This window comes from Dorea sp. 210702-DFI.3.17, assembly GCF_020560825.1.
In the GTDB taxonomy this organism is placed as follows: domain Bacteria; phylum Bacillota; class Clostridia; order Lachnospirales; family Lachnospiraceae; genus Dorea; species Dorea formicigenerans.
Genome location: NZ_JAJCNB010000001.1, coordinates 337,697 through 362,213, shown reverse-complemented (window position 1 = coordinate 362,213; position 24,517 = coordinate 337,697). Strand labels below are relative to the sequence as shown.

The following is a 24,517-nucleotide window of genomic DNA, read 5'->3' as shown; positions in this document are numbered from 1 at the left end:
TATGGACAGATATGAGAAGATGACAGATGAACAACTGATTCAGAAGCTGCGCGATGGAGACAACAGAATCGTAGATTATATTATGGAAAAATATAAAAATCTTGTGCGAAAAGAAGCGAATGCTATGTATCTTCTTGGAGGAGAAAATGAAGATCTGATCCAGGAAGGTATGATCGGTCTTTTTAAAGCGGTGCAGAATTATGAGCCGGATCAGAATAGTTCATTTTTCAGCTTCGCAAAACTGTGTATTTCCAGACAGCTTTACTCCGCAATCGAGGCTTCCAGGAGAAAGAAACACAGTCCGTTAAATTCTTATGTTTCACTTTATGATATGACGGAGGAGAAAGAACCTCTGATCAATACGATGGAAGCACATAAAAACAGCAATCCGGAAGAATTATTAGTCAGCCAGGAATACGCAGAACTTCTGGAAAGTAAACTGGAAGAGAGCTTAAGTGATCTTGAGAACCGTGTACTTTATCTGCATCTTATGGGCACCGATTACCGCACGATAGCAAGGTTTTTAGACAAAAGTCCAAAGACGGTGGATAATGCCTTGCAAAGAATTAAAGCAAAGACGCAAAAAATTCTGGAAAGAGAGAAGCTATGAAAAACAGGAATGCCGAAAAATAGAAATACTCGATTAGGCATTGACAACAAGTGCCGGATATTGTATATTATTAACGTTGCATAGAACATATGCGCGCTGCCTTGGCTCAGTCGGTAGAGCGTCGCCTTGGTAAGGCGGAGGTCGGCGGTTCGATTCCGCTAGGCAGCTTGTTTAAATTAACCTCGTAAACTCGCGAAGAATGTGAGTTTACGGGGTTTTTACTATCTGACTTTTTAAAATCGTATGACTGCAGGGCAAAGAAGAGTATAGCTGAAAGAAGAATTTTGGGTGTTAGAAGAGAGGCGTAGAGAGAAAATATGAGTAAGAAAAGTACAGTGATGACAGAAGGGGCAATTTGGAAAGAAATTTTATTCTTCTCCATTCCGCTCATCTTGGGAAATTTATTTCAACAATTATATAATACAGTAGATTCTATTATTGTGGGAAACTGGATTGGGAGTGAGGCATTGGCAGCAGTCGGATCCAGTGGCGCGATTATCAATCTTCTGGTTGGATTCTGTATCGGTGCATCCGCAGGTGCCGGAGTCGTTGTTTCTCAGTTTTTTGGAGCCGGGAATCGTGAAGGAGTAAGGAAAGCAGTACATACGACACTTGCAATTGCCGTGGCAGCAGGAGCGATATTGACAGTGGCAGGGGTTGTGACAACACCGATGATTTTGCGGGCAATGGACACACCGCAGGAAGTATTTGAACAATCATCACAGTATCTGCAGGTGTATTTTGGCGGAATATTTTTTTCTGTTATTTATAATATGTCAGCAGGAATTCTCAATGCAGTGGGAAATTCCAGACGGTCATTAATCTACTTGATTATTGCAGCGGTTTCCAATATATTTTTAGATATATTTTTTGTTGTGATTTTGAAAATGGGAATTATTGGAGCGGCTCTTGCAACAGATATCAGCCAGCTTTTATCCTGTATTTTTATTCTGGGATTTTTAATGAGAAGCCAGGAAAGTTATCATGTAAGACTACGTGATATTCGGTTTTATGATAATCTGCTTGGAAGGATTTTGAAGATCGGTCTGCCGACAGGATTTCAAAATATTGTTATATCCATTTCAAATGTTATTGTACAGTCCAGCGTCAATAGCTTTGGTGCAGTTGTAATGGCAGGCTATGCAGCTTATGTAAAAGTAGATGGATTCAATATTCTTCCGGTGCTGAGTTTCAGTATGGCGGCCAGTACATTTGCAGGTCAGAACGTAGGCGCAGGAAAATATGACCGCGTGAAGAAAGGAATGTGGGTATCAACAGGTATGGGCGTTGGATATACCATTATTTCCGGAATATTATTGTTAATGTTTGCGCTGCAGGTCATTGGAGTGTTTTCTGGCAAGCCAGATGTAGTCCAGTATGGAATTTATGTTATGAAGTTTTTCTGTCCGTTCTACTGGCTGCTTGGTTTCTTACATGTTATGGCAGGAACAGTCCGGGGAACAGGAAAGACATTTCAGACAATGGTTGTATTCCTTGTATCCTTATGTGTATGCAGAGTTATCTGGATTTGGGCGGTACTTCGAATCGACCACAAACTGTCTTATGTTATGACGGCATATCCGGTGACATGGCTGATTGGTGCAGTACTGATCGCGCTCTATGTATGGAAGGGAAAATGGATGCCAGAGGCATATTATCGAATGAAGAAAGAAGGATAGAAAGTGAGTGATGTATCATGACAGCTTTTTTAAATGATTTTAGCAAGTTTTACGGAACTGGTGAGAAAAATGAGGCGGGACAGAATCTGGAAGAATTCCTGGAACTGTATGATCCGAGAAAATATGAAACACCAAGCAATACGACAGATGCAGTCATATTTGCATATGAAGGGGAAAGCTGTGATTCTATTGACGGATTAAAGGTTCTTCTTGTAAAGAGAAGCAATCACCCAAGTATTGGTTACTGGGCACTGCCGGGCGGTTTTGCCAATATGCGGGAGAATTTAGATGAGACTGCAAGGCGTGAGCTGGAAGAAGAGACAGGTGTAAAGGGGCTTGTTATGGAACAGATTGCAACTTATGGGGATTATGACAGAGACCCGCGGACCCGCGTGATCACGACTGCATATATGGCGGTCGTTCCGGAAAATGCTGTGAAAGTACAGGCAGGTGATGACGCCGCGGATGCTGTGTGGTGTGAGGTAAATCTACAAGGAGTCAGCACAGAAGAAAGAGAGAATGATTTGAAATGCTATGGAGGCGCTGTGTCAGATCCGGAAAAACAGATGGAATATCACTATAAACTTCACGTGAAAAATGGAAGCAGAGGCTTGGATACAGAGGCAGAAGTTGTACAGACGATCCGTGGCGAGCTGGTGCGCGAGGAACATTTTCAGGTGGAAAAAGCAGGTGAGATTGCGGTCGACCACAGTGCAATTATTGTACAGGCACTTTTAACGCTCAAAAAACGTTTGTAATCTGTGCCGTCATAGGGTAAAATATTGAGTGATATGGGAATGGAAGAGGGGCATAAGTCACTCGATATTCGAATATCCGAAGGATTGCAGGAATGTGCAGCATGGAGCAATCCGTGGATATCACTAGCGTATATTTAAAATAATTCATATAAATCAGGAGGAGAGAAATGGCAGAAGAGACAGTTTCTAAGAATTTTATAGAGCAGGAAATCGATAAAGATCTGGCAGAGGGAGTTTATACAGAGGTCTGCACAAGATTCCCGCCAGAGCCGAATGGATACCTTCATATCGGACATGCAAAGTCCATTCTTTTAAATTCCGGACTTGCGAAAGAATACGGTGGAACATTTCATTTAAGATTTGACGATACGAACCCGATGAAAGAGGATATGGAATTTGTAGAGTCTATCAAAGAAGATGTGCAGTGGTTAGGAGCAGATTATAAAGACCATCTGTATTTTGCTTCTAACTATTTTGATACCATGTATGAATGTGCAGTAAAATTGATCAAAAAGGGAAAAGCATATGTGTGTGATCTCAGTGCTGATGAGATTCGCGAGTACAGAGGAACACTGACAGAGCCAGGAAAGAACAGCCCATATCGTGACAGAAGTGTTGAAGAAAACTTAGATCTTTTTGAACGCATGAAGAATGGTGAGTTTGAAGATGGAACAAAGGTACTTCGTGCAAAAATCGACATGGCGTCTCCGAACATTAACATGCGAGACCCGGTCATTTACCGTGTGGCACACATGACACATCACAACACAGGGGATAAATGGTGCATTTATCCGATGTACGATTTTGCTCACCCAATTGAGGATGCAGTAGAGCATATCACACATTCTATCTGTACACTGGAGTTCGAGGATCACAGACCGCTCTATGACTGGGTCGTAAAAGAGTGCGAGTTTGATCCGGCACCGCGTCAGATTGAGTTTTCAAAATTATACCTGACCAATGTTGTGACAGGTAAGAGATACATTAAGAAACTTGTTCAGGACGGCATCGTAGATGGCTGGGATGATCCAAGACTTGTTTCCATCGCAGCACTCAGAAGAAGAGGATTCACACCGGAATCTCTGAAAATGTTTATCGAGCTGTGTGGAGTATCAAAAAGCCAGAGTTCGGTAGACTATGCGATGCTTGAGTATTGTATTCGTGAGGATTTAAAATTGAAACGTCCGCGTATGATGGCAGTACTAGATCCAATTAAACTTGTGATCGACAATTATCCGGAAGGAGAGGTGGAATATCTGGAAGCAGATAATAACCTGGAGAATCCGGAACTTGGAAAGAGACAGATTCCATTCTGCAAAGAGCTTTACATTGAGCGTGACGATTTTATGATCGAGCCTCCGAAGAAATATTTCCGTCTCTTCCCAGGCAATGAAGTACGTCTTATGAATGCATATTTTGTGACCTGTACAAGTTATGAGACAGACGAAGATGGAAATGTGACAGTTGTTCATGCTACTTATGATCCAGAGACAAAATGCGGAACAGGATTTACAGGACGTAAAGTGAAAGGAACGATCCACTGGGTAGCAGCACCTTATGCAAAACAGGCAGAAATTCGTCTCTATGAGAATCTTGTAGATGAAGAGAAAGGTGTATACAATAAAGAGGACGGTTCTCTGAACCTGAATCCACATTCTCTTGAAATCCGCAAGAACTGCTATGTAGAGGATAGCTTTGCAGAGGCAAAGGGATGTGACAGCTTCCAGTTCGTAAGAAATGGATACTTCTGCGTTGACAGTAAAGATTCTACACCGGAGAATCTGGTGTTCAATAGAATCGTGTCACTGAAGAGCTCTTTCAAACTGCCTAAGAAATAAAAAAGAGGAATAACATGAACGAACTGACCATGAATCTGAAGACAGATTCAAAAGTTCCCCTCTATGAACAGATTTACAACTATATAAAAAGTGATATCCAGAATGGCAGGATTTCTTATGGAGAGAAGCTCCCTTCCACAAGAGCTCTTGCCAGACATCTGGAAATCAGCCGCAGTACGGCAGAGCTTGCGTATGAACAGTTACTGTCAGAAGGCTATATAGAATCGGAGCCGTGCAGAGGATATTTTGTAGCAAAGATTGATGAGTTATATCAAATCCGTCCTGCAAAAACACCAACAGAAGAAAAAAAAGAACAGAAGCCACGATACCGTTATGACTTTACGCCAAACGGAGTGGATTTAAAAAGCTTTCCCTACAATGCGTGGAGAAAGCTTTCTAAAGATATACTGACAGATGATAAAACAGAGCTGTTCAGATCCGGTGAATCCAAAGGGGAACTTGGGTTCCGGCAGGCAATCTGTAATTATCTGCATCAGGCCCGAGGCGTGAATTGTACACCGGGACAGGTAATCGTTGGTGCCGGAAGTGATTACATTTTAATGCTTCTTGGTATGATACTTGGAAGAGAACATGTCGTTGCATTTGAAAATCCGACATACAAACAGGCATATCGTCTCTTCCGGGGACTTGCCTATAAGACTGTTCCGGTCGGTATGGACAAAAATGGAATGAAAGTGACAGAATTGTCTGATAGTGGGGCAGATATTGCATACGTGACTCCGTCTCACCAATATCCGACAGGGATTATTATGCCGATTGGACGAAGACTGGAACTTTTGAAATGGGCGAAAGAAGAACCGGATCGTTATGTGATCGAAGACGATTACGACAGTGAGTTCCGTTATAAAGGAAAACCGATTCCGGCACTGCAGGGATATGATCGGAACGGAAAAGTTATTTATCTTGGTACATTTTCAAAATCCATTGCACCGGCAATCCGTATGAGCTATATGGTGTTGCCGGAAAAACTGCAGAAACGCTATGAACGGGAATATAGTTTTGTGAATTCAACCGTTTCAAAAGTCGATCAGATGATCGTACAGCGATTTATTGAAGAGGGCTATTATGAACGGCATTTGAATAAGACAAGAGCCATGTATAAAGGACGTCATGATACGCTGATCGAGGAATTAAAGCCTCTTTTGAAAAAATGCAAGATTTCCGGAGAACATGCAGGTGTGCATCTGCTTCTGACGTTTGAAGATGGGTATTCAGAACAGGAACTGATCGAACTTGCAAAAAAATCAGATATCCGGGTCTATGGAATGTCAGATTATCGGGTGGGTGAAGAAAAAAGTAAGAAAGCAACGATTCTTCTTGGATATGCCAATTTAAGCGAAGAACAGATTAAAGAGGCGGCAAGAACCCTGTGTAAGTGCTGGGGAACATAGAAGAGTGCAGATGGATGACTACGATAGTAGTGAAGCAGCTGCGCGTATTCAAGAATGCCTCGGCATTCTTGCTGCGAGGTGCGCGTCATGCAATTGCATGACATACTTCTACTGCGCACCTCTGCAATCCTGCCGGAGGCTATATCAGCTGGGGGATTGACTTCCACCACTGATACCAGCTTGTTTCTCACCCTATAGAGGTGGGAGTCATCTCCCAACTGATATAAAATATCAGTTTATGTATAGAAAAGGAGCTGCTTTTTGGCAACTCCTTTAGTAGTTTTTTAGTAAATCTTTTAGTAATTCCCTGTTAAATTTCTTACTGTTCGGAAGTCTCTGTACCGCTACATTCCTCGGCGGCCTCATTGGATTCCGCATCAGCTTCTTCAGCTTCTTTGGCAATCGCTTCGTTTATATGTTCTTCGTCAGATTTGTCAGCTTCCTCAACAGCGTCAGGAGCTTCTTCATCATCAGAAGCGTCTGCGTCTTCAACCTCTTTTTTAGGTGTAAGCGGAACGTAGCCGCGCTCGCCAACTGGCTTCAGATCATTATCTAAATCAAAATCATCATCGTCCAGTTCATCATCAAAATCATCAAGATCAAGCTCTTCTTTGCTCTTAAGATAATAAACAAGACCTGCTGCAGCTCCTCCAATTGCTGCGAGACCTAATAATTTCTTTCCCCATTTAGCCATAATAATAAAATCTCCTTTCGTGCGATGAAATTTCTACTAATAGCAATATTGTAATACTTTTTTAACAAAATTGAAAGGGAGAGTCTATAAAAAATATATAAATTTCCCGTAACATATTTAATAAAAATGTGAGAAATATGTCGAGCCGGGGTTGTTGAGACAAATGGGAAAATGTGCTAAAATATAGAAAGAGTATTTGTGAGAAATGACGAAACGACAGTTGAGAGGAACGCGAAGAAGGAGAAAGACATGAGTAGTGAACAGAATTTTAAAAAGTCAAAAGTAGCAAAAGTAGCAAAAAAGGGCCTTTTTCGAATTGTTTTCAGCCGAACTGGTATCATGTTGCTCCTGATTCTGATTCAGCTTGGAATCTTTATTATGATTCCGTATTATCTGAATGCTTATACAACTTACATATATGGAGCATTCCGCGCAGTGAGTCTTCTGGTACTGATCCACATCATCAATTCCAAGGGGAATCCAGCGTTTAAAATGACGTGGACACTTTGTGTTCTTGTGTTTCCTGTAGTGGGAAGTTTATTCTATCTGTTTGTCCAATTTCAGATAGGAACAAGATTTTTGAAAGCAAGACTTGCGGAACTCAAGATAGAGACAGACCCGTATATGCAGCAGGATCAGGAAATCGTAGAGGCAATTTGGGCGAGCAAATCAGCCAATGCACATTTGTCCTATTTTCTGTCACATCAGGTAGGATTTCCGACATACCGTAATACTGCAGTTAAGTATTTCCCGTTGGGAGAAGATAAATTTGCTTCCATGGTCCAGGAATTGAAAAAGGCAAAAAAGTTTATTTTTATGGAGTATTTTATCGTAGAAGAGGGATATATGTGGGAGACGATTCTGGATATATTAAAGGAAAAAGCGGCAGAAGGTGTAGAAGTCCGGTTTATGTATGATGGCATGTGTGCCATTTCGATGCTCCCTTACGATTATCCGGAACTCATCAGAAGTTATGGAATCCAGTGTAAGATGTCTAACAAGATCACACCGTTCTTATCTACTTCACAGAATAATCGGGATCATAGAAAAATCTGTGTTATTGACGGCAAAGTAGCATATACGGGAGGTGTGAATCTCGGTGATGAATACATTAATCGAAAAGTCCGTTTTGGACATTGGAAAGATACCGCGGTTATGTTAAAAGGCGATGCTGTCCAAAGCTTTACTATGATGTTCCTTCAGATGTGGAATATTGAGGCTAGAAAACCGGAAGATTACCGCAAGTATCTGACACCGAAGGTTAAGGGGCTCAGACGGGAACTTGGATATGTTATTCCGTATGCAGATAGTCCATATGACGATGAGAACGTGGGCGAGGAAGTATACTTCCATATTTTAAATCATGCAAAGAAATATGTGCATATTATGACGCCGTATCTGATATTGGACAATGAGATGATCACAACATTGACTCGTGTGGCAAAATGCGGAATCGAAGTAATTATTATAATGCCGCATATCCCGGATAAATGGTATGCTTTTGCAGTTGCAAAAACTTATTACAAGGAACTGATCGAGAGCGGAGTACAGATTTATGAATATACACCAGGATTTGTGCATGCAAAGGTATTCGTATCGGACGATGATACTGCGACGGTAGGAAGTATTAATCTGGATTATCGGAGTTTGTATCTGCATTTTGAATGTGGAGTATTTATTTATAATAATTCTGAAGTTGACAAAGTGGAACGGGACTTTCAGCAGACACTTGCAAAAAGCCATAAAGTGACGCTTATGGAAGTAAAAAAACAGACACTTGCAACCAAAATATCCGGTCAGGTATTGCGCCTGATTGCTCCACTTATGTAAAAACAGCGGATTTCTGTCAGTTTTTGTGAAAATTCATTGTACAAGTGGAGAAAAATATAGTATAATGCATAAGGTGATTTATTATGTTAATAACACAGGAGGAATAGATATGGTTAAAGCAGTAGTAGGTGCAAACTGGGGAGACGAGGGTAAAGGTAAGATTACTGATATGCTCGCTCAGGAAGCGGATATCATCGTACGTTTTCAGGGAGGTGCCAACGCAGGGCATACCATTATTAATAATTATGGAAAATTTGCGCTTCATACATTACCATCCGGTGTGTTCTATGGACATACAACAAGTATTATCGGTAATGGTGTAGCACTTGATATTCCTGTATTGATGAAAGAGATTAATTCTATCGTGGAAAGAGATGTCCCGATGCCGAAGATCCTTGTATCTGACAGAGCACAGATGGTAATGTCTTACCACAAGAATTTTGACGCATATGAGGAAGAAAGACTTGGAGGAAAGTCATTCGGATCTACAAAGTCCGGAATTGCTCCGTTCTACTCAGATAAATATGCTAAGATTGGATTTCAGGTCAGTGAATTATTTGACGATGACTTGTTAAAAGAGAAAGTTGTACGTGTGGCAGAGCAGAAGAATGTTCTTCTTGAGCATCTGTATCACAAACCGCTGATCAATCCAGACGATTTATATAAAGAGCTGCAGGAGTACAAAGAGATGATCGCACCGTATGTATGTGATACATCATTGTTCCTTCACAATGCAATCAAAGAAGGAAAGAATATCTTGTTAGAGGGACAGCTTGGTTCATTGAAAGATCCAGATCACGGAATCTATCCGATGGTTACATCATCTTCTACATTAGCCGGATATGGTGCAATCGGAGCTGGAATCCCACCATATGAGATTCAGAAGATTGTAACTGTATGTAAAGCATACTCCAGTGCTGTTGGAGCAGGAGCTTTCGTAAGTGAGATTTTTGGAGATGAGGCTGATGAACTGAGACGCCGCGGTGGAGATGGCGGAGAGTTCGGTGCTACAACCGGACGTCCGAGAAGAATGGGCTGGTTCGACTGTGTTGCTTCCAAGTATGGATGCAGAATGCAGGGAACAACAGATGTAGCATTTACAGTTCTTGATGTGCTTGGATACCTGGAAGAGATTCCGGTATGTGTAGGATATGAGATTAATGGAGAGATTACAACAGACTTCCCACCGACACATTATCTTGAGAAAGCAAAACCAGTTCTTAAAAAGCTTCCAGGATGGAACTGTGATATCCGTGGTATCAAGAAGTATGAAGAGCTTCCGGAGAACTGCAGAAAATACATCGAGTTCGTTGAGCAGGAGATTGGATACCCGATTACAATGGTATCTAACGGACCAGGACGTGAGGACATCATTTATCGTGAGTCACCACTCAGTAAATAATGATTGAAAATCAGAGATTGCAGACTGAGAACCGAGAGTTATAGTCATGGTTCTTATACTGTAAGACGAAATAATAAGAGATTACTTCGAATGGGAGGTAATCTCTTTTTTATATGTTAGGAAAGTTCTTTCCTAACATATAAAAAACGCTCCGCTAGGGATGCGCACTGCGGCGTACAAGGTAGGTGTCGCAAGCGACCGCCGCAGGCGCAAGAATGTGCCGAGGCACATTCTTTGTTCTAATCGGAAATTGCATTTATTTTATAAATTCATAAGGTTTTCTTTAGATTCCTTCCACAGGTCGTACACATTTTCCTGTTAACATTACAGATGTCAGATGAAAAATCATCTGGCGGGGAGTTCATAAACGTTGCAGAGACAAAAATGTATGGAACAAAAGCAGTCATAAAAGCAGACATAGCACCATATAATAGTAAAGTCGGGATAAACAGACTGATTAACAGGTGTTGTAGGAGGTATTGCAATGGAGAACAATAACAGGGAAACGAAAGATTACCAGCAGCCAATATCGCCGCTGGAGTATTTGAACAAAAGAAAAGAGAAAAAAGAGAAACGAAAATATGGATTTACTTCGGACTATTCTGGTCGTCCTGGTCCTCTGAGTTTATGTCAGTGTCTCTTCTAGTAACACGGTACACAAGAATATAGGCGTAAATCAGTACCGGGAGAATAATCGTGCATGCAATGGAAGCCCTGAGGAAAGTCAGGGATACATCCGAGTCGATAAATGCAAATATAAGTGTGCTGGCGTAGAGTGCGAATAAAAGCATGGCACCGGCAAGAGCAAGAATACGTTTTACTTTTTTCATAAGAAAGTCCTTTCAATTTGATCCACTAGCATCATTATATAAAATCGGCAGTAAAAAAGCAAACAGGTCTTTGAAAATATGAAAAAATGTTATATAATAAGACGGATAGGATGAAAAGATACAAAGGAGTATATTAAGATGAGTCGTACATTATTAGAGCAGTGGAAAGATATTGCATATGACGAGAGCGCTGACAGAGCAACTCTGCAGAGATTCTGGGGAACATATTTCCAGATTGAGAAAGAGATTTATGAACAGCTTCTTTCTAATCCGGACGAGGAAGTAAAAGGAACAGTAAAAGAACTTGCTGAGAAGTATGGACAGGAAGTTCTGACTATGGTAGGTTTCTTAGATGGAATCGATGAGAGCTTAAAAGAGCCAAATCCGATTGAGACAATGGATGAGGATACAGTTGTAAGCCTTGCATTTGATAAAGAGAAGCTTTATAAGAACATGGTTGCAGCAAAAGCTGACTGGTTATATGAACTTCCACAGTGGAAAGAGATTTATTCTGAGGAAGAGCTGAAGAAGCTTTACAAAGAGCAGAAAGAATCCACAACAATCCGCAAGGAGAAGAAGATTGGAAGAAATGATCCATGTCCGTGTGGCTCCGGTAAGAAATACAAGAAGTGCTGCGGTAAGAATTTGTAAGAACTTCTTGACAACCACATCTTCGATGCTATAATGAGACATATGAAAACACGGTGAAGAGACGAGTAAGTTGGGAACGTGATACCAGAGAGAGAAGCCGCAGGCTGAGAGCTTCTTATCCACAGAACTTTCTGAAGACTACCTCTGAGTGGCTGTAAAGCAGTCCGGTGACTCCGTTATCGTCAAGAATGAAGTGAATCTGATTTTATTTATGATCAGATTAAGCAGGGTGGAACCGCGAGAAGAGAACTCGTCCCTTACAGCATATTTGCTGTGAGGGACTTTTTGTATAATGAAAATTACATCTTCTATTATACAAAAAGCCTCCGGCAGGATGCACCAAGACACATTCGTTGTTTTTGTATTACTTAGAAAATTCAGGCAGGTGATAAGATGAATTCAATGAAAGATTGTTATGAACTGGCAAATGGTGTGAAGATTCCATGTATGGGGTATGGCACCTACAAGGCAGCAGAAGGAAATAATGAAAGCATTATAAAAACCGCGATTGAAGCAGGATACAGGTATTTTGATACAGCATCTTTCTATGATACAGAAGAAGCGCTTGGAAGAGCGATTCATGAGTCGGGGATTCCAAGAGAAGAATTCTTCCTGACTTCCAAGGCATGGAAGACGGAGATGGGATATGAAGAAGTAAAGAAAGCATTTGCACAAACGCTTGAAAAACTAGGAACAGATTATCTGGATATGTATCTGATCCACTGGCCACTTCCAAATCCAGAATATAAAGATTGGAAAGAACTGGATGTTGAGACGTGGAGAGGATTGGAAGAATTATATAAAGCAGGTAAAGTAAAAGCAATCGGAGTCAGCAATTTCCTTTTGCATCATTTGGAAAACCTGATTCAGAATTGTGAGATTATGCCAATGGCAGATCAGATTGAATTCCATCCGGGATTTACACAGGAAGCGACAGTTCGTTATTGCCAGGAAAAAGGAATTTATGTGCAGGCCTGGTCACCGCTTGGAAGAAAACGAGTTCTGGAACATCCACTATTAGTAGGACTTGCGGAAAAATATAACAAATCAGCAGCGCAGATCTGTCTTCGCTATGAGATACAACGACAGGTCATACCACTTCCGAAAGCATCGACAAAGGAACGGATGGTACAGAATTATCAAGTGTTTGATTTTGAGATTGAAAAGGAGGATATGTATCGGATCGATTCTATGCAGCCAGCAGGCTGGTCAGGAGAGCATCCGGATTTTCCAAGAGTAAAATAAGGAATATTTAAGAATCATAAGATGAGTGAACAGACAAAAACATGGAATAAATATATCCACAAAGTACAGAATTACGAAACAGATCAGATGGGAATCGTACATCATTCCAATTATATCCGCTGGTTTGAGGAAGCAAGATGCGACCTTTTAGATTATATGGGCGTCGGATTTGCAGATCTGGAGAAACAGGGGATAATCAGTCCGATTCTTTCGGTGGAAGCGGATTATCTGAGAATGGTCTATTACGGAGATACGGTCAGTATTGACGCATACATTAAGGAATATAACGGAATAAAACTAATCGTTGGATATGAAGTTAAGGACGATAGAACAGGAATGGTTCATTGTCGTGGAACAAGCAAGCATTGTTTCATAGATAAGACAGGAAGACCACTGGTACTTCGAAAGTCTTTCCCGGAACTCAATGAAGCATTTGAGGCTGGGGTAAAGGTACATAAAGAAAACAAAAAAGCATTAATAAAGAAGAGAGAGGATAAATAGCATGAAGATCACATTAAAAGACGGTTCTGTAAAAGAGTATGAACACAGCATGTCAGTTATCGACATTGCAAAAGATTTAAGTGAAGGACTTGCAAGAGTTGCAACATCAGGAAGAGTCAATGGAGAACTGGTAGATCTGCGTACAGTTGTAGATTCTGACAGTGAAGTAGAAATCCTGACATTTGATAATGAGGAAGGAAAAGGAGCATTTTTCCATACAACATCTCATATCATGGCTCAGGCAATCAAGAGACTCTATCCAGAGACAAAACTTGCGATTGGACCTTCCATCGAAAATGGATTTTATTATGATTTGGATCGTGAGACTCCATTTGTGGCAGAAGATCTTGAAAAAATCGAGAAAGAGATGAAGAAGATTGTTAAAGAAGATCTTGAAATCACAAGATTTACAAAGCCAAGAGATGAGGCTATCGCTTACTTCAAAGAGAAGGATGAGCCTTACAAAGTAGAATTGATCGAGGATCTTCCGGAAGATGCAGAAATCAGTTTCTATCAGCAGGGTGAGTTCGTTGATTTATGTGCAGGCCCACATCTGATGACAACAAAGCCGGTAAAAGCAATCAAGCTTACAAGTCTTGCAGGTGCTTACTGGAGAGGAAATGAAAAGAACAAGATGCTTACAAGAATTTATGGTATTTCTTATCCTAAGAAAGCACAGCTTGATGAGTATCTTACAATGTTAGAAGAAGCTAAAAAACGTGATCACAGAAAACTCGGAAAAGAGCTTGGACTCTTTATGATGTGTGAAGAAGGACCGGGATTTCCATTCTTCCTTCCAAAGGGAATGGTTCTTAAGAATACACTGCTTGACTACTGGAGAGAACTTCACAAAAAAGCAGGTTATGTAGAAGTATCTACCCCAATTATCTTAAGCAGACATCTTTGGGAGACATCCGGACACTGGGATCACTATAAAGAGAACATGTACACAACACAGATCGACGGAGAAGACTATGCTATTAAACCAATGAACTGTCCAGGTGGAATGCTTGTGTATAAAGCAGAGCCACGTTCATACAAAGACCTTCCACTTCGTGTCGGTGAGCTTGGGTTAGTACATCGTCATGAAAAATCCGGTCAGTTACATGGACTGATGCGTGTACGTTGCTTCACACAGGACGATGCACATATCTTTATGATGCCAGAGCAGATTCGTGACGAGATCAAAGGTGTTGTAGCATTGATCGATGAGGTATACAGCCTGTTCGGATTTAAATATCATGTAGAACTTTCTACACGTCCGGAAAACAGTATGGGAACGGATGAAGACTGGGAGCTTGCTACAGAAGGACTTCGTGGTGCGTTAAATGACCTTGGACTTGATTATGTAGTCAATGAAGGCGACGGAGCATTTTACGGACCGAAGATTGACTTCCATTTGACAGACTCTATTGGCAGAACATGGCAGTGCGGAACAATTCAGTTAGATATGCAGCTTCCACAGAGATTTGAACTTGAGTACACAGGAGCTGACGGAGAGAAACATCGTCCAATCATGATCCACCGTGTAGCATTCGGTTCTATTGAGCGATTCATTGGAATCCTGATTGAACATTTCGCAGGAGCATTCCCGACATGGTTAGCTCCGGTACAGGTAAAAGTACTTCCAATCTCTGATAAATATATGGATTACGCCAATAAAGTTCTTGATGAGTTAAATGCAGCAGGTGTTCGTGCTGAGGTCGACTCCAGAGCAGAGAAGATTGGATACAAGATTCGTGAGGCTCAGATGCAGAAGATACCATACATGCTTGTTGTAGGTGAAAAAGAGCAGGAGGCAGATCTCGTATCAGTAAGAAGCCGTTTTGCAGGAGATGAAGGACAGAAGAATCTGGAAACATTTATTGCAGATATTCAGAAAGAGATTGCTGACAGAGTAAAACGAGAAGTTGTAAAAGAAGACGAAAAATAAAATAATAAGAATATTTTTGCGGCGTGAGGGCATAATAAGCTATGTTATTAAATAAAGGAGGTAGCATTATGCCAGAATTAAAATGTACAGTACAGACATGTCTGCATAACCAGAATTATTATTGTGATCTTGACAGTATCAAAGTAGGTGGAAGCTCTGCAAAACATGCACAGGATACATGCTGTGACAGCTTTGAAGAGAGAAAAGATGGAAACAGTTACAGTAATACTATGAAAGAGGCATCTCCAAAGAGTGAGATTGACTGTAAGGCTACAGAATGTATGTACAATGAACAGTGTCACTGTCATGCCGGAAAAATCAGTGTGGAAGGCGGAAATGCCTGTCGATGTCAGGAGACAGAATGCGCAACATTTAGTTGTGGCTGTCATTAGTTAAAAATGAATATATGTGATTAGAAAAAGAGAGGCAAGTCCTCTCTTTTTTTTGTATAATAGGAAATTGCATTTCCTATTATACAAAAAGCCTCCGGCAGGATGCGCACTCGCGCGAATAAGAATTATGTCGCAAGCGACCGCGCTCGGCGCGAGAATGTGCCAAGGCACATTCTTTGTTCTATATTTTCTTTAGAATTTCTTCAAAGTTTCGCAGTTGACGGGGTATATTTCTGAGGGTATAATAATTATACATGCTTAGGAAAGAAGAGAAGAATATGGGGAATATAGAAATTAAAACTCGAGAAGAAAAAAAACAACGTGAAAAAGCCTATTACGAGGAAGCGCCACAGATTGGAGGACGTAGACCATCCAGAATACGGCAACAGATCAACCGGGGAATGACAGTATTTGTAATTGTTGCAGCCTGTATTCTGTTTTATTTTGCGCTTTTAAGACTAGGGCATATTTCGGATGTGATTTTTAAAATTATAGATGTATTAAAACCGGTATTGTACGGGTGTGTTATTGCATATCTCTTAAATCCGATTGTAAAAAGGGTAGATGCATTTTTGATTCCCAAGCTTCAGGAACGCATGAAAAAGCCGGAGAAGGCTGAAAAGGTATCCAGAAGTGTCGGTATCTTCGTATCGTTAATCATATTAATTGTGTTGATTACGGTATTATTAAATATGCTGATACCGGAACTCTACAGCAGTATCCGTAATATGGTACTGACATTGCCAAAACAGGTCAATGATGCACTGGATAAGATTAATTCTATCCAACTGGAAGACAGTACAACAGTTGCTATTTTGAAAAATGCGCTGGAAGAAGGAACGACAATGTTGACCAATTGGCTGCGTACTGATCTGATGACGCAGGTGAACAGTCTGATGTCGAACCTGACAGTCGGAATCTTCAATGTTATCAGTGAAGTTTTTAACATGCTGATTGGTGTAATTGTATCTGTTTACATACTTTATAGTAAAGAAATATTTGCACGACAATGTAAGAAAGCGGTTTATGCATTGTTCCGTGCAGATCGTGCCAATATGGTTCTTCATATTACAACAAAAAGTAATGAGATCTTCGGAGGATTTGTGATCGGCAAGATTCTGGATTCAGCAATTATCGGTCTGTTGTGCTTTATTGGCCTGACAATTCTGAATATGCCATATACAATGTTGGTAAGTGTGATTGTAGGAGTGACAAATGTAATTCCGTTTTTTGGGCCATATATCGGAGCAATCCCAAGTACGATATTGATCGCATTGGAAGATCCAATGAAAGGAGTTTATTTCCTGATATTTATTCTGGTTTTACAACAGTTTGACGGAAATATTCTGGGACCGAAGATTCTTGGAAACTCTACCGGACTGTCAGCATTCTGGGTCGTAACATCTATTTTGCTCGGTGGCGGATTGTTTGGCTTTGTCGGTATGGTTATGGGAGTCCCGACATTTGCAGTCATTTATTATATTGTAGATATGATTCTGGATAATAAGTTAAAGAAAAAGAAACTGCCTGTCCGGTCAGAGTCATATGACGAATGGAGTTATGTGGATTCTTCAGGAGAGTATATCCACTCAGAAGAGATTAAGAGTAAAGCAGAGGAAAAATAAAAGAAAAGCAGAAGGGAGCATAAATTATGCCAATTCGTGTACAAAATGACCTTCCGGTAAAAGAGATACTGGAAAAAGAAAATATATTTGTGATGGATGAACATCGTGCAACACATCAGGATATCCGCTTGATAAAAATTGGACTTCTGAATCTGATGCCGCTTAAGGAGGAGACAGAACTGCAGATTTTACGATCCTTGTCCAATACACCGCTTCAGATTGATGTAACATTTGTGGCTGTATCCAGTCATGAATCTAAGAATACATCGTCCAGCCATCTGAATAAATTTTACGAGAAGTTTTCGGATATAAAAGATCAGAAATTTGATGGATTTATCATTACCGGAGCACCGGTAGAACAAATACCATTCGAAGAAGTGGATTACTGGAAAGAGTTAGAAGAGATTATGGAGTGGACCAAGACACATGTTATGTCTACCATCCATCTGTGCTGGGGAGCTCAGGCAGGATTGTATTATCATTATGGAATTCAGAAAGAACAGTTAGACCATAAATTATTTGGAGTGTTCAGACACCGTGTCCTGAACCGTAGAATTCCGCTTGTACGTGGATTTGATGATGTGTTCTATGCGCCGCATTCCAGACATACAGATGTGCCGGTTGAGAAGCTGCGTGCAGATGACAGAATTACAATCCTGGCAGAATCTGATGAAGCAGGAGCATTTCTGTCTATGGCAAAGGATGGACGTCAGATTTTTGTGATGGGGCATCCGGAGTATGACCGCATGACACTGGATCAGGAGTATAAGAGGGATCTTTCAAAAGGACTTCCGATTGATATGCCGAAGAATTATTATCCAGATGATAATCCGGACAACCGCCCGCTTCTGACATGGCGTGCACAGGCGAACAATCTCTACACAAACTGGCTGAATTATTACGTATATCAGGTAACACCGTATGACCTGGACGGAACACCGGATCTGGAAGCATTTACGCAGTTTCAGAAGGCTTCGCTGGAAGAAGAGAATTAATATAATTTTATGCATTTTCGTGTATTTTGCTCTATTCATGGAGACAAAGTGGAGACAATTCGAAAATGCGTGGAGACAAAATAAAAGGACAAGTTCCGATTAAATTGAATGAATGGAATCGTAAGAGAGGGAATGACAGAAATGTCATTCCCTTTCATAATTACAAGATTTATTTTTTATCATATAGCAGTGCTTTGTTGGACATATTGAGTTAATTTCTTTAATGTTGCGGTAACGACCGGAATGAGTCAACCAAAGACTGTTCAAAAATATCTAGGACATGCAACGTTACAAATGACGATGGATTTGTATACAAGTGTAATGCCAAAGCATCTTTCGAATGAAATTGATAAGCTGGATAATGAATTGGAAAAACTCTCAGAGTCAGGAGAAGAGATTATTGATTCAAGATACAAGCAAGAAAAGAAGAACAGCATTATTACATTTCCTGGTGATTCGTTGGTTGTGTAATTATGATATGGATTCTGTTTCAGATATAGCCTTTACAATCTATCATAATTATAGTAAAATTATATCATAATAAATGGAGGTGATATGATGATTATAAAAGCATCAACAGCATTGAGAAATGATTATGCTGGAATATCCAATCTTGCGAAAGAGACGAATGAGCCGATTTATATTACAAAGAATGGTGACGGTGATTTGGTTGTTATGAATATAGAAGCATTTGAGAAAAGAGAGCAGATGCTGAAATTAAGAGAGAGAGTTCTGAAGGCAGAGCAGGAACGTATCGAAGGACAACCGACCATGAGTGTTGCAGAAGCAAGAAGACGATTGAGAGAACGGGCAAATGAAGTATAAAGTAGAGATTCTCCCGGCAGCATGGGAAGATTTAAAGAAGATTGAAGATTGCTATTTCATCAATTTTGATGTGGAGACAGCAATAAAAGTCAGTGACCATATTTTAGACGGAATCGAAAGGTTAGGGGACTTTCTGGATTCTGGATCAAGGACACCTGATGATTGGATGAACGAACAAGGCTATAGAATGGTGATAAGCGGTAAACATGTGTCAATTTACAGAGTAATCAAGGACATAGTATATATTTATCACATTGCGGATACGAGAACTGAATATACGAAGTTATTCAAATAAGGAAGGTCTTTCAGTGGGCATGCTGGAAGGCTTTCTTTATGCAAAAAATATGAAAGAAAAAGGTATAAAATAAGTTCCCGTGGAGACAAAATAAAAGGGCAGACAACATTATAACGATAAGTACTAATAAGCACTAATGGAAGAAATAGAATCTTCTGTTGGTGCTTTTCTTTTTAAAGTTATTTTTAACATACATTTAACATTTGACTTAACATAGATTTTACGAAGATACGTTACACTGATTTTGATAATGAGGAGGAACATGTAATGACAAGAAAAAAATGGTCATTTTTATTTACAGTCTGTCTGGTGACTGCTTTAATTGGCTGCGGACAGAAAAACTCTCAGGTAGATAAAAATAATAGTGAAGAACTTAATAAACTCGGGCAAATTCAGGTGATTTCCAGGGAAGAAGGCTCAGGGACAAGAGATACATTTGCTTCGCTTGCAGGATTTAATAAAGACGGAGCTGATGGTATAGACAAAACAGTGAATACAGCTACCATTGCTGACAGTATGGACTCAGTCATTGAAACTGTGAGTAAAAATCCATCTGCAATCGGTTATGTGTCAGCGGGAACTACCGGGATCGAGGGTGTAAAGACTTTGGAAATCAATGGAGAAGCGGTTTCTGATAATAAGGGGAAATATCCTCTGACTCGTTCGTTCTATCTTTCCTACAGTGGAACACTTAATGATGTGGAACAGGATTTTATGACATATGTTCAAAGTGCAGGACAGGAAATAGTAAGTGGGCATTATGAAACAATTGCCAAGAATGCGACATTTTTATCGAACCAGTCAGAAGGAACAATACGAATCGAAGGTTCAACATCAATGGCTGCACTGATGAAGGAAATCGCAGATGCATATGTGAAGATTAATACACATGCAACTATTCAAGTTACGGCAACAGATTCTACAAAGGGTCTGAACAGTGTTATGTCAGGAAATTGTGACATGGCAATGTCATCAAGAGATTTAAAAGATTATGAAAAAGAACTTTTGAACTATAATACGGTGGCAAAAGACAAAATTGCAGTGATTGTAAACCAGAAAAATCCACTATCTGATATCACATTATATATGCTGAAAAGTATATATACCGGTGGAGTCAAGAACTGGGAAGATTTACAGTAAGTAGCGTATGAAAAAGAGAAAGAGGAGAATTCGAAGATGAATGAAAAGTTACAGATTGTATTTGGCCTGCTAGGTGGTCTTGCAATATTTTTGTATGGTATGAATATGATGAGCGAATGTCTGCAGAAGGCAGCAGGAGAGAAAATGAAGACGATTCTTGCATTACTTACAAAGAATCCGATCCTTGGTGTTTTGGCAGGTGCGCTTACAACAGCAGTGCTTCAGAGCAGTAGTGCAACGACAGTTATGGCAATTGGTTTTGTCAGTGCAGGACTTATGAATCTGCCACAGGCAATTTCGATTATAATAGGTGCAAATATCGGTACGACAATGACAGCTCAGATTATCGCATTTAAGTTGAGCGATTATATTTACATCATTATATTTATTGGATTTATTATTTCATTTATTGTAAAATCAGAAAGAGCAAAGAGTATCGGACAGACTATTTTTGCATTTGGTTTATTGTTCCTTGGAATTGAGACTATGGGAAGCGTTATGAAGCCACTGGCATCCAGTCCGTTTTTCGTAGACTTAATTGCAAAAGTTGCAGATATGCCGGTGCTTGGTGTTGTAGTTGGAACGATGATGACGCTGGTTGTACAGAGTAGTAGTGCGACCATCGCGGTACTGCAGAATTTTGCATCGCAGGCAGGACCGGATGGTGTAACCAGTATTTTGGGACTGACCGGTGCAATCCCGATTCTTTTAGGAGACAATATCGGAACAACGATCACAGCACTTCTTGCCAGCGTTGGACAGCCAAGAGATGCCAAGAGAACTGCGGTCGCACACTGTGTTTTTAACCTGTCTGGTGCACTGATTTTTATCTGGCTTATCAAACCATTCGCATATGTGATCCAGATGATCTCACCTAAGGGACCGGAGGTTCAGGTGATTTCCCGACAGATTGCAAATGCACATACAAGCTTTAATATTGTGATGACATTGATCTGGATTCCACTGATCTGGCTGATGGTGAAGATTGTTATGAAAATCATTCCGGACGCAAAGACAAGTGAAAAGAGAGAGCCTTCACGTCCGCAGTTTCTTGATGATAAACTGATCGGACAACCGACAGTTGCACTGAGTCTTGCGAGAAAAGAAATTACAAGATGCAGTGAGATGGCAGGTGAAACACTCCAGAAATTGATTAATCTTGTGAAAGGGGAAACCAATGAACAACTGGAAGAAGTGATGGAACAGGGACATGATGTAGGAAAATTAACAGAGCAGATCAATGAGTATCTGACAAATATGTTTTCTTCCGGTTCCCTGACAGAGAAGCAGACTACCCAGACAGCAGGGCTTATGTATATGCTTGGAGATGTAGACCGCGTCAATGGTCTGAGTATGGAGATTGCAGAATCTGTCCGTGAGAAGAAAGAACAGAAGTACAAATACTCCAAAGAAGCCATGCGTGATCTGACGAAGAGTCTGGAGCAGATCCAGGGTATGTACCGGGAGGCAATTCAGGTACTTATGACGGGCAGTACAGAGAATGCAAAAAAAATTGTGAAGAAAAAAGAAAAGGTTCTGAATCTCACCATACATATGGGAAAATCCCATGTCGAGCGTGTAGGAAAGGGAAAATGTTCCAGCAAGCTGACGGTACCGTTTAACCATGTTCTTCAGAATATCGGAAGAATGGGAAACTGTTGTGTAAATATTGCAGATGCTGTACTTGCGCAGTCTGATTTAAATGAATTTACAGCATTTGTAAAGGAGGAAAATTAAGTAAAATGACAAATGAAACGATATTTATGAATCGGGAATTATCCTGGCTGAAATTCAATGAAAGAGTGTTGGAAGAAGCAGAAAGTGAGAAAAATCCGCTCTGTGAACGGCTGACATTTGCATCAATTTACCAGAGTAATCTAGATGAATTTTTCATGGTGCGTGTAGGATCTTTGATCGATCAGATGATTGTTTCGAAAAATGTAAAAGACAATAAAACTGGAATGACAGCAAAAGAACAGATTCAGGCAATCCTGGCACGGGTCGCAAAGCTGAACCGCAGAAAAGATACAGTCTATGAAAATCTGATGGATGAAGTTGCACAGGCAGGGATTCGCCTTGTGGATTTCCGTAAAATTGGCAAAAAAGAAGGAAAATATCTGGAACAGTATTTTGATGCAGAGATTGCCCCGCTCATTTCTCCAATTGTTGTCGGAAAAAGACAGCCGTTTCCATTTTTGAAAAATAAAGGTATCTATGCAGTTGTCGTACTGGAGAAGAAAAACGGAAAAGAAAAACTTGGAATTATTCCGTGTAATTCCGGTGTATTCCCGAGACTTGTGCAGGTGCCGGGGGAAGAAGAAACTTACATGCTGGCAGAAGAGCTGATCCTCCACTTTATTTCGAAAGTATTCAAAGGTTATTTTGTGAAGGCAAAATCTCTGATCCGCGTAACGAGAAATGCGGATATAGATGCAGATGCGCTGTATGATGAAGATCTGGATTACCGCGATTTTATGGAAGGAATCATCAAGAAAAGAAAGCGTCTGCTTCCGGTAAGAGTGGAGTTTTCCAGAGAACTGGATGGAGATATCGTGGATAAGATCTGCGAGTATCTGGATCTGGATGGCAAATATGTATTCCGTGGAAGTTCACCACTTGATCTGTCCTTTGTATTCCAGATCCAGGACAGCCTGCGCAATCATCCGGAATTGTTCTATGAGAAACGAGTGCCTCAGAAGTCTACACAGATTGACAGCAAAAGATCGATTCTGGAGCAGATCAAGGAGAAAGATAAATTATTGTCTTATCCATATGAGAGTATACGTCCGTTTTTAGATATGCTTTCTGAGGCTGCAAATGACGATGAAGTTGTATCAATCAAGATGACACTGTATCGTGTCGCAAAGCAGAGCAAGGTCGTGGAAGCTTTGATCGATGCGGCGGAAAATGGAAAAGATGTATTGGTTCTTGTAGAGTTAAAAGCAAGATTTGATGAGGAAAATAATATTGAATGGTCAAGAAGACTGGAAGAGGCTGGTTGTACAGTCATATATGGTCTGGACGGCTATAAGGTTCATTCAAAATTGTGTCTGATCACAAAAAAGACGAATGGAAAAATCGAGTATTATACACAAATTGGTACTGGAAATTATAATGAGAAGACAGCAAGACTGTACACAGATCTGTCTCTTATGATGTATGATCAGGAGATTGGTGAGGAGGCAGCAGCAATCTTCCAGGCATTATTTATGGGAGAAACGGTTCAGGTCAGCAAAAAACTTCTGGTAGCGCCAAATTGTCTTCAGAACCGATTACTTGATATGATAGAGGAAGAAATCCGTCATGCAAAGAGAGGCGAAGAAGCTTATATCGGTGTGAAAATGAATTCTCTGACTGATAAAAAGCTGATGGATAAATTGATTGAGGCATCTCAGGCAGGCGTGGAGATAGAACTTATTGTACGTGGAATCTGCTGCCTTATCCCGGGAGTGGAAGGGTATACAGAAAACATCCGGGTCATCAGTATTGTAGGACGTTTTCTGGAACATTCCAGAATTTACATATTTGGAAAAGAAGAAAAACAGAAAATTTATATAGCATCTGCAGACTGGATGACAAGAAATACGGTACATAGAGTCGAAGTGGCGGCACCGGTGGAGAATCCGGATCTGAAGCTGCGTCTGAACGAGATGTTTATCACGATGCTCAGTGACAATGTACAGGCAAGAGAACTGAATAGCAGTGGAAAATATACGAGATTACAACCGGGAGAAGAGGCACCGCTTAATTCACAGGAGTTCTTCTATGAAAGTGCATATGAGGCATTAGAAAGTCAGGAGAAAAATAAGACTATTTTGCAATAGATACGAAAAATACTGAAAAATTGCAAAAAAAGAACTTG

General features: G+C 40.4%; 23 protein-coding genes and 1 tRNA gene. 22 read left to right on the top strand and 2 right to left on the bottom strand.

What is annotated here, in order from left to right:
- Position 1 precedes the first annotated feature (1 nt).
- From sigH to LI149_RS01750, 6 genes are all read left to right on the top strand, one after another.
- A complete protein-coding gene (gene sigH / locus LI149_RS01775) occupies positions 2-610 on the top strand; it encodes an RNA polymerase sporulation sigma factor SigH (RefSeq protein ID WP_227142906.1) in 609 nt (202 codons plus the stop codon).
- Between the two features lie 95 nt (positions 611-705).
- Positions 706-778 (top strand) — tRNA-Thr (locus LI149_RS01770).
- A 149-nt stretch (positions 779-927) separates the two neighbouring features.
- Complete coding sequence (locus LI149_RS01765) at positions 928-2,289, top strand: MATE family efflux transporter (RefSeq protein ID WP_227142905.1); 1,362 nt, start codon at positions 928-930, stop codon at positions 2,287-2,289.
- Positions 2,290-2,306: 17 nt separating this feature from the next.
- Positions 2,307-3,047, top strand: coding sequence for an NUDIX hydrolase (locus LI149_RS01760; protein ID WP_227142904.1), 741 nt, complete (start codon positions 2,307-2,309; stop codon positions 3,045-3,047).
- A gap of 167 nt (positions 3,048-3,214) precedes the next feature.
- On the top strand, positions 3,215-4,885 hold the full coding sequence (locus LI149_RS01755) for a glutamine--tRNA ligase/YqeY domain fusion protein (RefSeq protein WP_168933653.1): 1,671 nt from the start codon (positions 3,215-3,217) through the stop codon (positions 4,883-4,885).
- A 14-nt stretch (positions 4,886-4,899) separates the two neighbouring features.
- Complete coding sequence (locus tag LI149_RS01750; RefSeq protein WP_227142903.1) at positions 4,900-6,297, top strand: PLP-dependent aminotransferase family protein; 1,398 nt, start codon at positions 4,900-4,902, stop codon at positions 6,295-6,297.
- Between the two features lie 319 nt (positions 6,298-6,616).
- On the opposite strand, the gene LI149_RS01745 is transcribed toward LI149_RS01750, so the two are convergent.
- On the bottom strand, positions 6,617-6,991 hold the full coding sequence (locus LI149_RS01745) for a hypothetical protein (RefSeq protein WP_227142902.1): 375 nt from the start codon (positions 6,989-6,991) through the stop codon (positions 6,617-6,619).
- Between the two features lie 249 nt (positions 6,992-7,240).
- On the opposite strand from LI149_RS01745, the gene cls reads away from it, so the two are divergent.
- The 3 genes from cls to LI149_RS01730 all read left to right on the top strand — a co-directional run bounded on the left by cls (position 7,241) and on the right by LI149_RS01730 (position 10,721).
- On the top strand, positions 7,241-8,821 hold the full coding sequence (cls, locus tag LI149_RS01740; RefSeq protein ID WP_117494676.1) for a cardiolipin synthase: 1,581 nt from the start codon (positions 7,241-7,243) through the stop codon (positions 8,819-8,821).
- 109 nt (positions 8,822-8,930) lie between these two features.
- The gene (locus LI149_RS01735) at positions 8,931-10,223 is read left to right on the top strand and encodes an adenylosuccinate synthase (protein WP_005339246.1); all 1,293 of its coding nucleotides are present in this window, start codon (positions 8,931-8,933) and stop codon (positions 10,221-10,223) included.
- Between the two features lie 330 nt (positions 10,224-10,553).
- Complete coding sequence (locus LI149_RS01730) at positions 10,554-10,721, top strand: hypothetical protein (protein ID WP_005333092.1); 168 nt, start codon at positions 10,554-10,556, stop codon at positions 10,719-10,721.
- A gap of 89 nt (positions 10,722-10,810) precedes the next feature.
- Here the strand turns inward: LI149_RS01730 and LI149_RS01725 are convergent, their stop codons facing one another.
- The gene (locus LI149_RS01725; RefSeq protein ID WP_005333090.1) at positions 10,811-11,053 is read right to left on the bottom strand and encodes a hypothetical protein; all 243 of its coding nucleotides are present in this window, start codon (positions 11,051-11,053) and stop codon (positions 10,811-10,813) included.
- A 138-nt stretch (positions 11,054-11,191) separates the two neighbouring features.
- On the opposite strand from LI149_RS01725, the gene LI149_RS01720 reads away from it, so the two are divergent.
- The 13 genes from LI149_RS01720 (at position 11,192) to ppk1 (ending at position 24,479) form a co-directional block, all read left to right on the top strand.
- Positions 11,192-11,704, top strand: coding sequence for an SEC-C metal-binding domain-containing protein (locus tag LI149_RS01720; RefSeq protein ID WP_005333089.1), 513 nt, complete (start codon positions 11,192-11,194; stop codon positions 11,702-11,704).
- A gap of 393 nt (positions 11,705-12,097) precedes the next feature.
- Complete coding sequence (locus tag LI149_RS01715) at positions 12,098-12,949, top strand: aldo/keto reductase (protein ID WP_040015473.1); 852 nt, start codon at positions 12,098-12,100, stop codon at positions 12,947-12,949.
- Positions 12,950-12,970: 21 nt separating this feature from the next.
- Positions 12,971-13,450, top strand: coding sequence for a thioesterase family protein (locus tag LI149_RS01710; RefSeq protein WP_173786548.1), 480 nt, complete (start codon positions 12,971-12,973; stop codon positions 13,448-13,450).
- Position 13,451: 1 nt separating this feature from the next.
- Positions 13,452-15,383, top strand: coding sequence for a threonine--tRNA ligase (thrS, locus tag LI149_RS01705; RefSeq protein ID WP_005333086.1), 1,932 nt, complete (start codon positions 13,452-13,454; stop codon positions 15,381-15,383).
- A gap of 68 nt (positions 15,384-15,451) precedes the next feature.
- Complete coding sequence (locus tag LI149_RS01700) at positions 15,452-15,775, top strand: DUF1540 domain-containing protein (RefSeq protein WP_118000194.1); 324 nt, start codon at positions 15,452-15,454, stop codon at positions 15,773-15,775.
- Positions 15,776-16,053: 278 nt separating this feature from the next.
- Entirely contained in the window at positions 16,054-17,400 is a 1,347-nt protein-coding gene (locus LI149_RS01695) for an AI-2E family transporter (protein WP_227078375.1), read from the top strand.
- A gap of 26 nt (positions 17,401-17,426) precedes the next feature.
- Entirely contained in the window at positions 17,427-18,395 is a 969-nt protein-coding gene (metA, locus tag LI149_RS01690; RefSeq protein ID WP_173786078.1) for a homoserine O-succinyltransferase, read from the top strand.
- A 243-nt stretch (positions 18,396-18,638) separates the two neighbouring features.
- Positions 18,639-18,866: a hypothetical protein gene (locus LI149_RS01685; protein ID WP_118447100.1), complete on the top strand. Its 228-nt coding sequence runs from the start codon at positions 18,639-18,641 to the stop codon at positions 18,864-18,866.
- 87 nt (positions 18,867-18,953) lie between these two features.
- A complete protein-coding gene (locus LI149_RS01680) occupies positions 18,954-19,220 on the top strand; it encodes a type II toxin-antitoxin system prevent-host-death family antitoxin (RefSeq protein WP_005339263.1) in 267 nt (88 codons plus the stop codon).
- Positions 19,210-19,515: a type II toxin-antitoxin system RelE/ParE family toxin gene (locus tag LI149_RS01675; protein ID WP_173786077.1), complete on the top strand. Its 306-nt coding sequence runs from the start codon at positions 19,210-19,212 to the stop codon at positions 19,513-19,515. Before LI149_RS01680 ends, LI149_RS01675 begins: the two co-directional genes overlap by 11 nt.
- 267 nt (positions 19,516-19,782) lie before the next feature.
- On the top strand, positions 19,783-20,655 hold the full coding sequence (locus LI149_RS01670) for a substrate-binding domain-containing protein (protein ID WP_227078376.1): 873 nt from the start codon (positions 19,783-19,785) through the stop codon (positions 20,653-20,655).
- 36 nt (positions 20,656-20,691) lie between these two features.
- Positions 20,692-22,392: a Na/Pi cotransporter family protein gene (locus tag LI149_RS01665; RefSeq protein WP_173786075.1), complete on the top strand. Its 1,701-nt coding sequence runs from the start codon at positions 20,692-20,694 to the stop codon at positions 22,390-22,392.
- Between the two features lie 5 nt (positions 22,393-22,397).
- Positions 22,398-24,479 carry a polyphosphate kinase 1 gene (gene ppk1 / locus LI149_RS01660; RefSeq protein WP_173786074.1) on the top strand — a complete coding sequence of 694 codons (2,082 nt, stop codon included), beginning with the start codon at positions 22,398-22,400 and terminating at the stop codon, positions 24,477-24,479.
- Positions 24,480-24,517: the final 38 nt, after the last annotated feature.

Bases quoted from the DNA above. Each gene is read 5' to 3' on its own strand.
- thrS (WP_005333086.1), top strand. From the start codon at position 13,452: ATGAAGATCACATTAAAAGACGGTTCTGTAAAAGAGTATGAACACAGC.
- cls (WP_117494676.1), top strand. From the start codon at position 7,241: ATGAGTAGTGAACAGAATTTTAAAAAGTCAAAAGTAGCAAAAGTAGCA.
- LI149_RS01745 (WP_227142902.1), bottom strand. From the start codon at position 6,991: ATGGCTAAATGGGGAAAGAAATTATTAGGTCTCGCAGCAATTGGAGGA.
- LI149_RS01730 (WP_005333092.1), top strand. From the start codon at position 10,554: ATGTCAGATGAAAAATCATCTGGCGGGGAGTTCATAAACGTTGCAGAG.
- LI149_RS01685 (WP_118447100.1), top strand. From the start codon at position 18,639: ATGAGTCAACCAAAGACTGTTCAAAAATATCTAGGACATGCAACGTTA.
- sigH (WP_227142906.1), top strand. From the start codon at position 2: ATGGACAGATATGAGAAGATGACAGATGAACAACTGATTCAGAAGCTG.
- LI149_RS01725 (WP_005333090.1), bottom strand. From the start codon at position 11,053: ATGAAAAAAGTAAAACGTATTCTTGCTCTTGCCGGTGCCATGCTTTTA.
- LI149_RS01720 (WP_005333089.1), top strand. From the start codon at position 11,192: ATGAGTCGTACATTATTAGAGCAGTGGAAAGATATTGCATATGACGAG.
- ppk1 (WP_173786074.1), top strand. From the start codon at position 22,398: ATGACAAATGAAACGATATTTATGAATCGGGAATTATCCTGGCTGAAA.
- LI149_RS01750 (WP_227142903.1), top strand. From the start codon at position 4,900: ATGAACGAACTGACCATGAATCTGAAGACAGATTCAAAAGTTCCCCTC.
- LI149_RS01765 (WP_227142905.1), top strand. From the start codon at position 928: ATGAGTAAGAAAAGTACAGTGATGACAGAAGGGGCAATTTGGAAAGAA.
- LI149_RS01695 (WP_227078375.1), top strand. From the start codon at position 16,054: ATGGGGAATATAGAAATTAAAACTCGAGAAGAAAAAAAACAACGTGAA.
- LI149_RS01715 (WP_040015473.1), top strand. From the start codon at position 12,098: ATGAATTCAATGAAAGATTGTTATGAACTGGCAAATGGTGTGAAGATT.
- metA (WP_173786078.1), top strand. From the start codon at position 17,427: ATGCCAATTCGTGTACAAAATGACCTTCCGGTAAAAGAGATACTGGAA.
- LI149_RS01755 (WP_168933653.1), top strand. From the start codon at position 3,215: ATGGCAGAAGAGACAGTTTCTAAGAATTTTATAGAGCAGGAAATCGAT.
- LI149_RS01670 (WP_227078376.1), top strand. From the start codon at position 19,783: ATGACAAGAAAAAAATGGTCATTTTTATTTACAGTCTGTCTGGTGACT.
- LI149_RS01700 (WP_118000194.1), top strand. From the start codon at position 15,452: ATGCCAGAATTAAAATGTACAGTACAGACATGTCTGCATAACCAGAAT.
- LI149_RS01675 (WP_173786077.1), top strand. From the start codon at position 19,210: ATGAAGTATAAAGTAGAGATTCTCCCGGCAGCATGGGAAGATTTAAAG.
- LI149_RS01680 (WP_005339263.1), top strand. From the start codon at position 18,954: ATGATTATAAAAGCATCAACAGCATTGAGAAATGATTATGCTGGAATA.
- LI149_RS01710 (WP_173786548.1), top strand. From the start codon at position 12,971: ATGAGTGAACAGACAAAAACATGGAATAAATATATCCACAAAGTACAG.
- LI149_RS01735 (WP_005339246.1), top strand. From the start codon at position 8,931: ATGGTTAAAGCAGTAGTAGGTGCAAACTGGGGAGACGAGGGTAAAGGT.
- LI149_RS01760 (WP_227142904.1), top strand. From the start codon at position 2,307: ATGACAGCTTTTTTAAATGATTTTAGCAAGTTTTACGGAACTGGTGAG.
- LI149_RS01665 (WP_173786075.1), top strand. From the start codon at position 20,692: ATGAATGAAAAGTTACAGATTGTATTTGGCCTGCTAGGTGGTCTTGCA.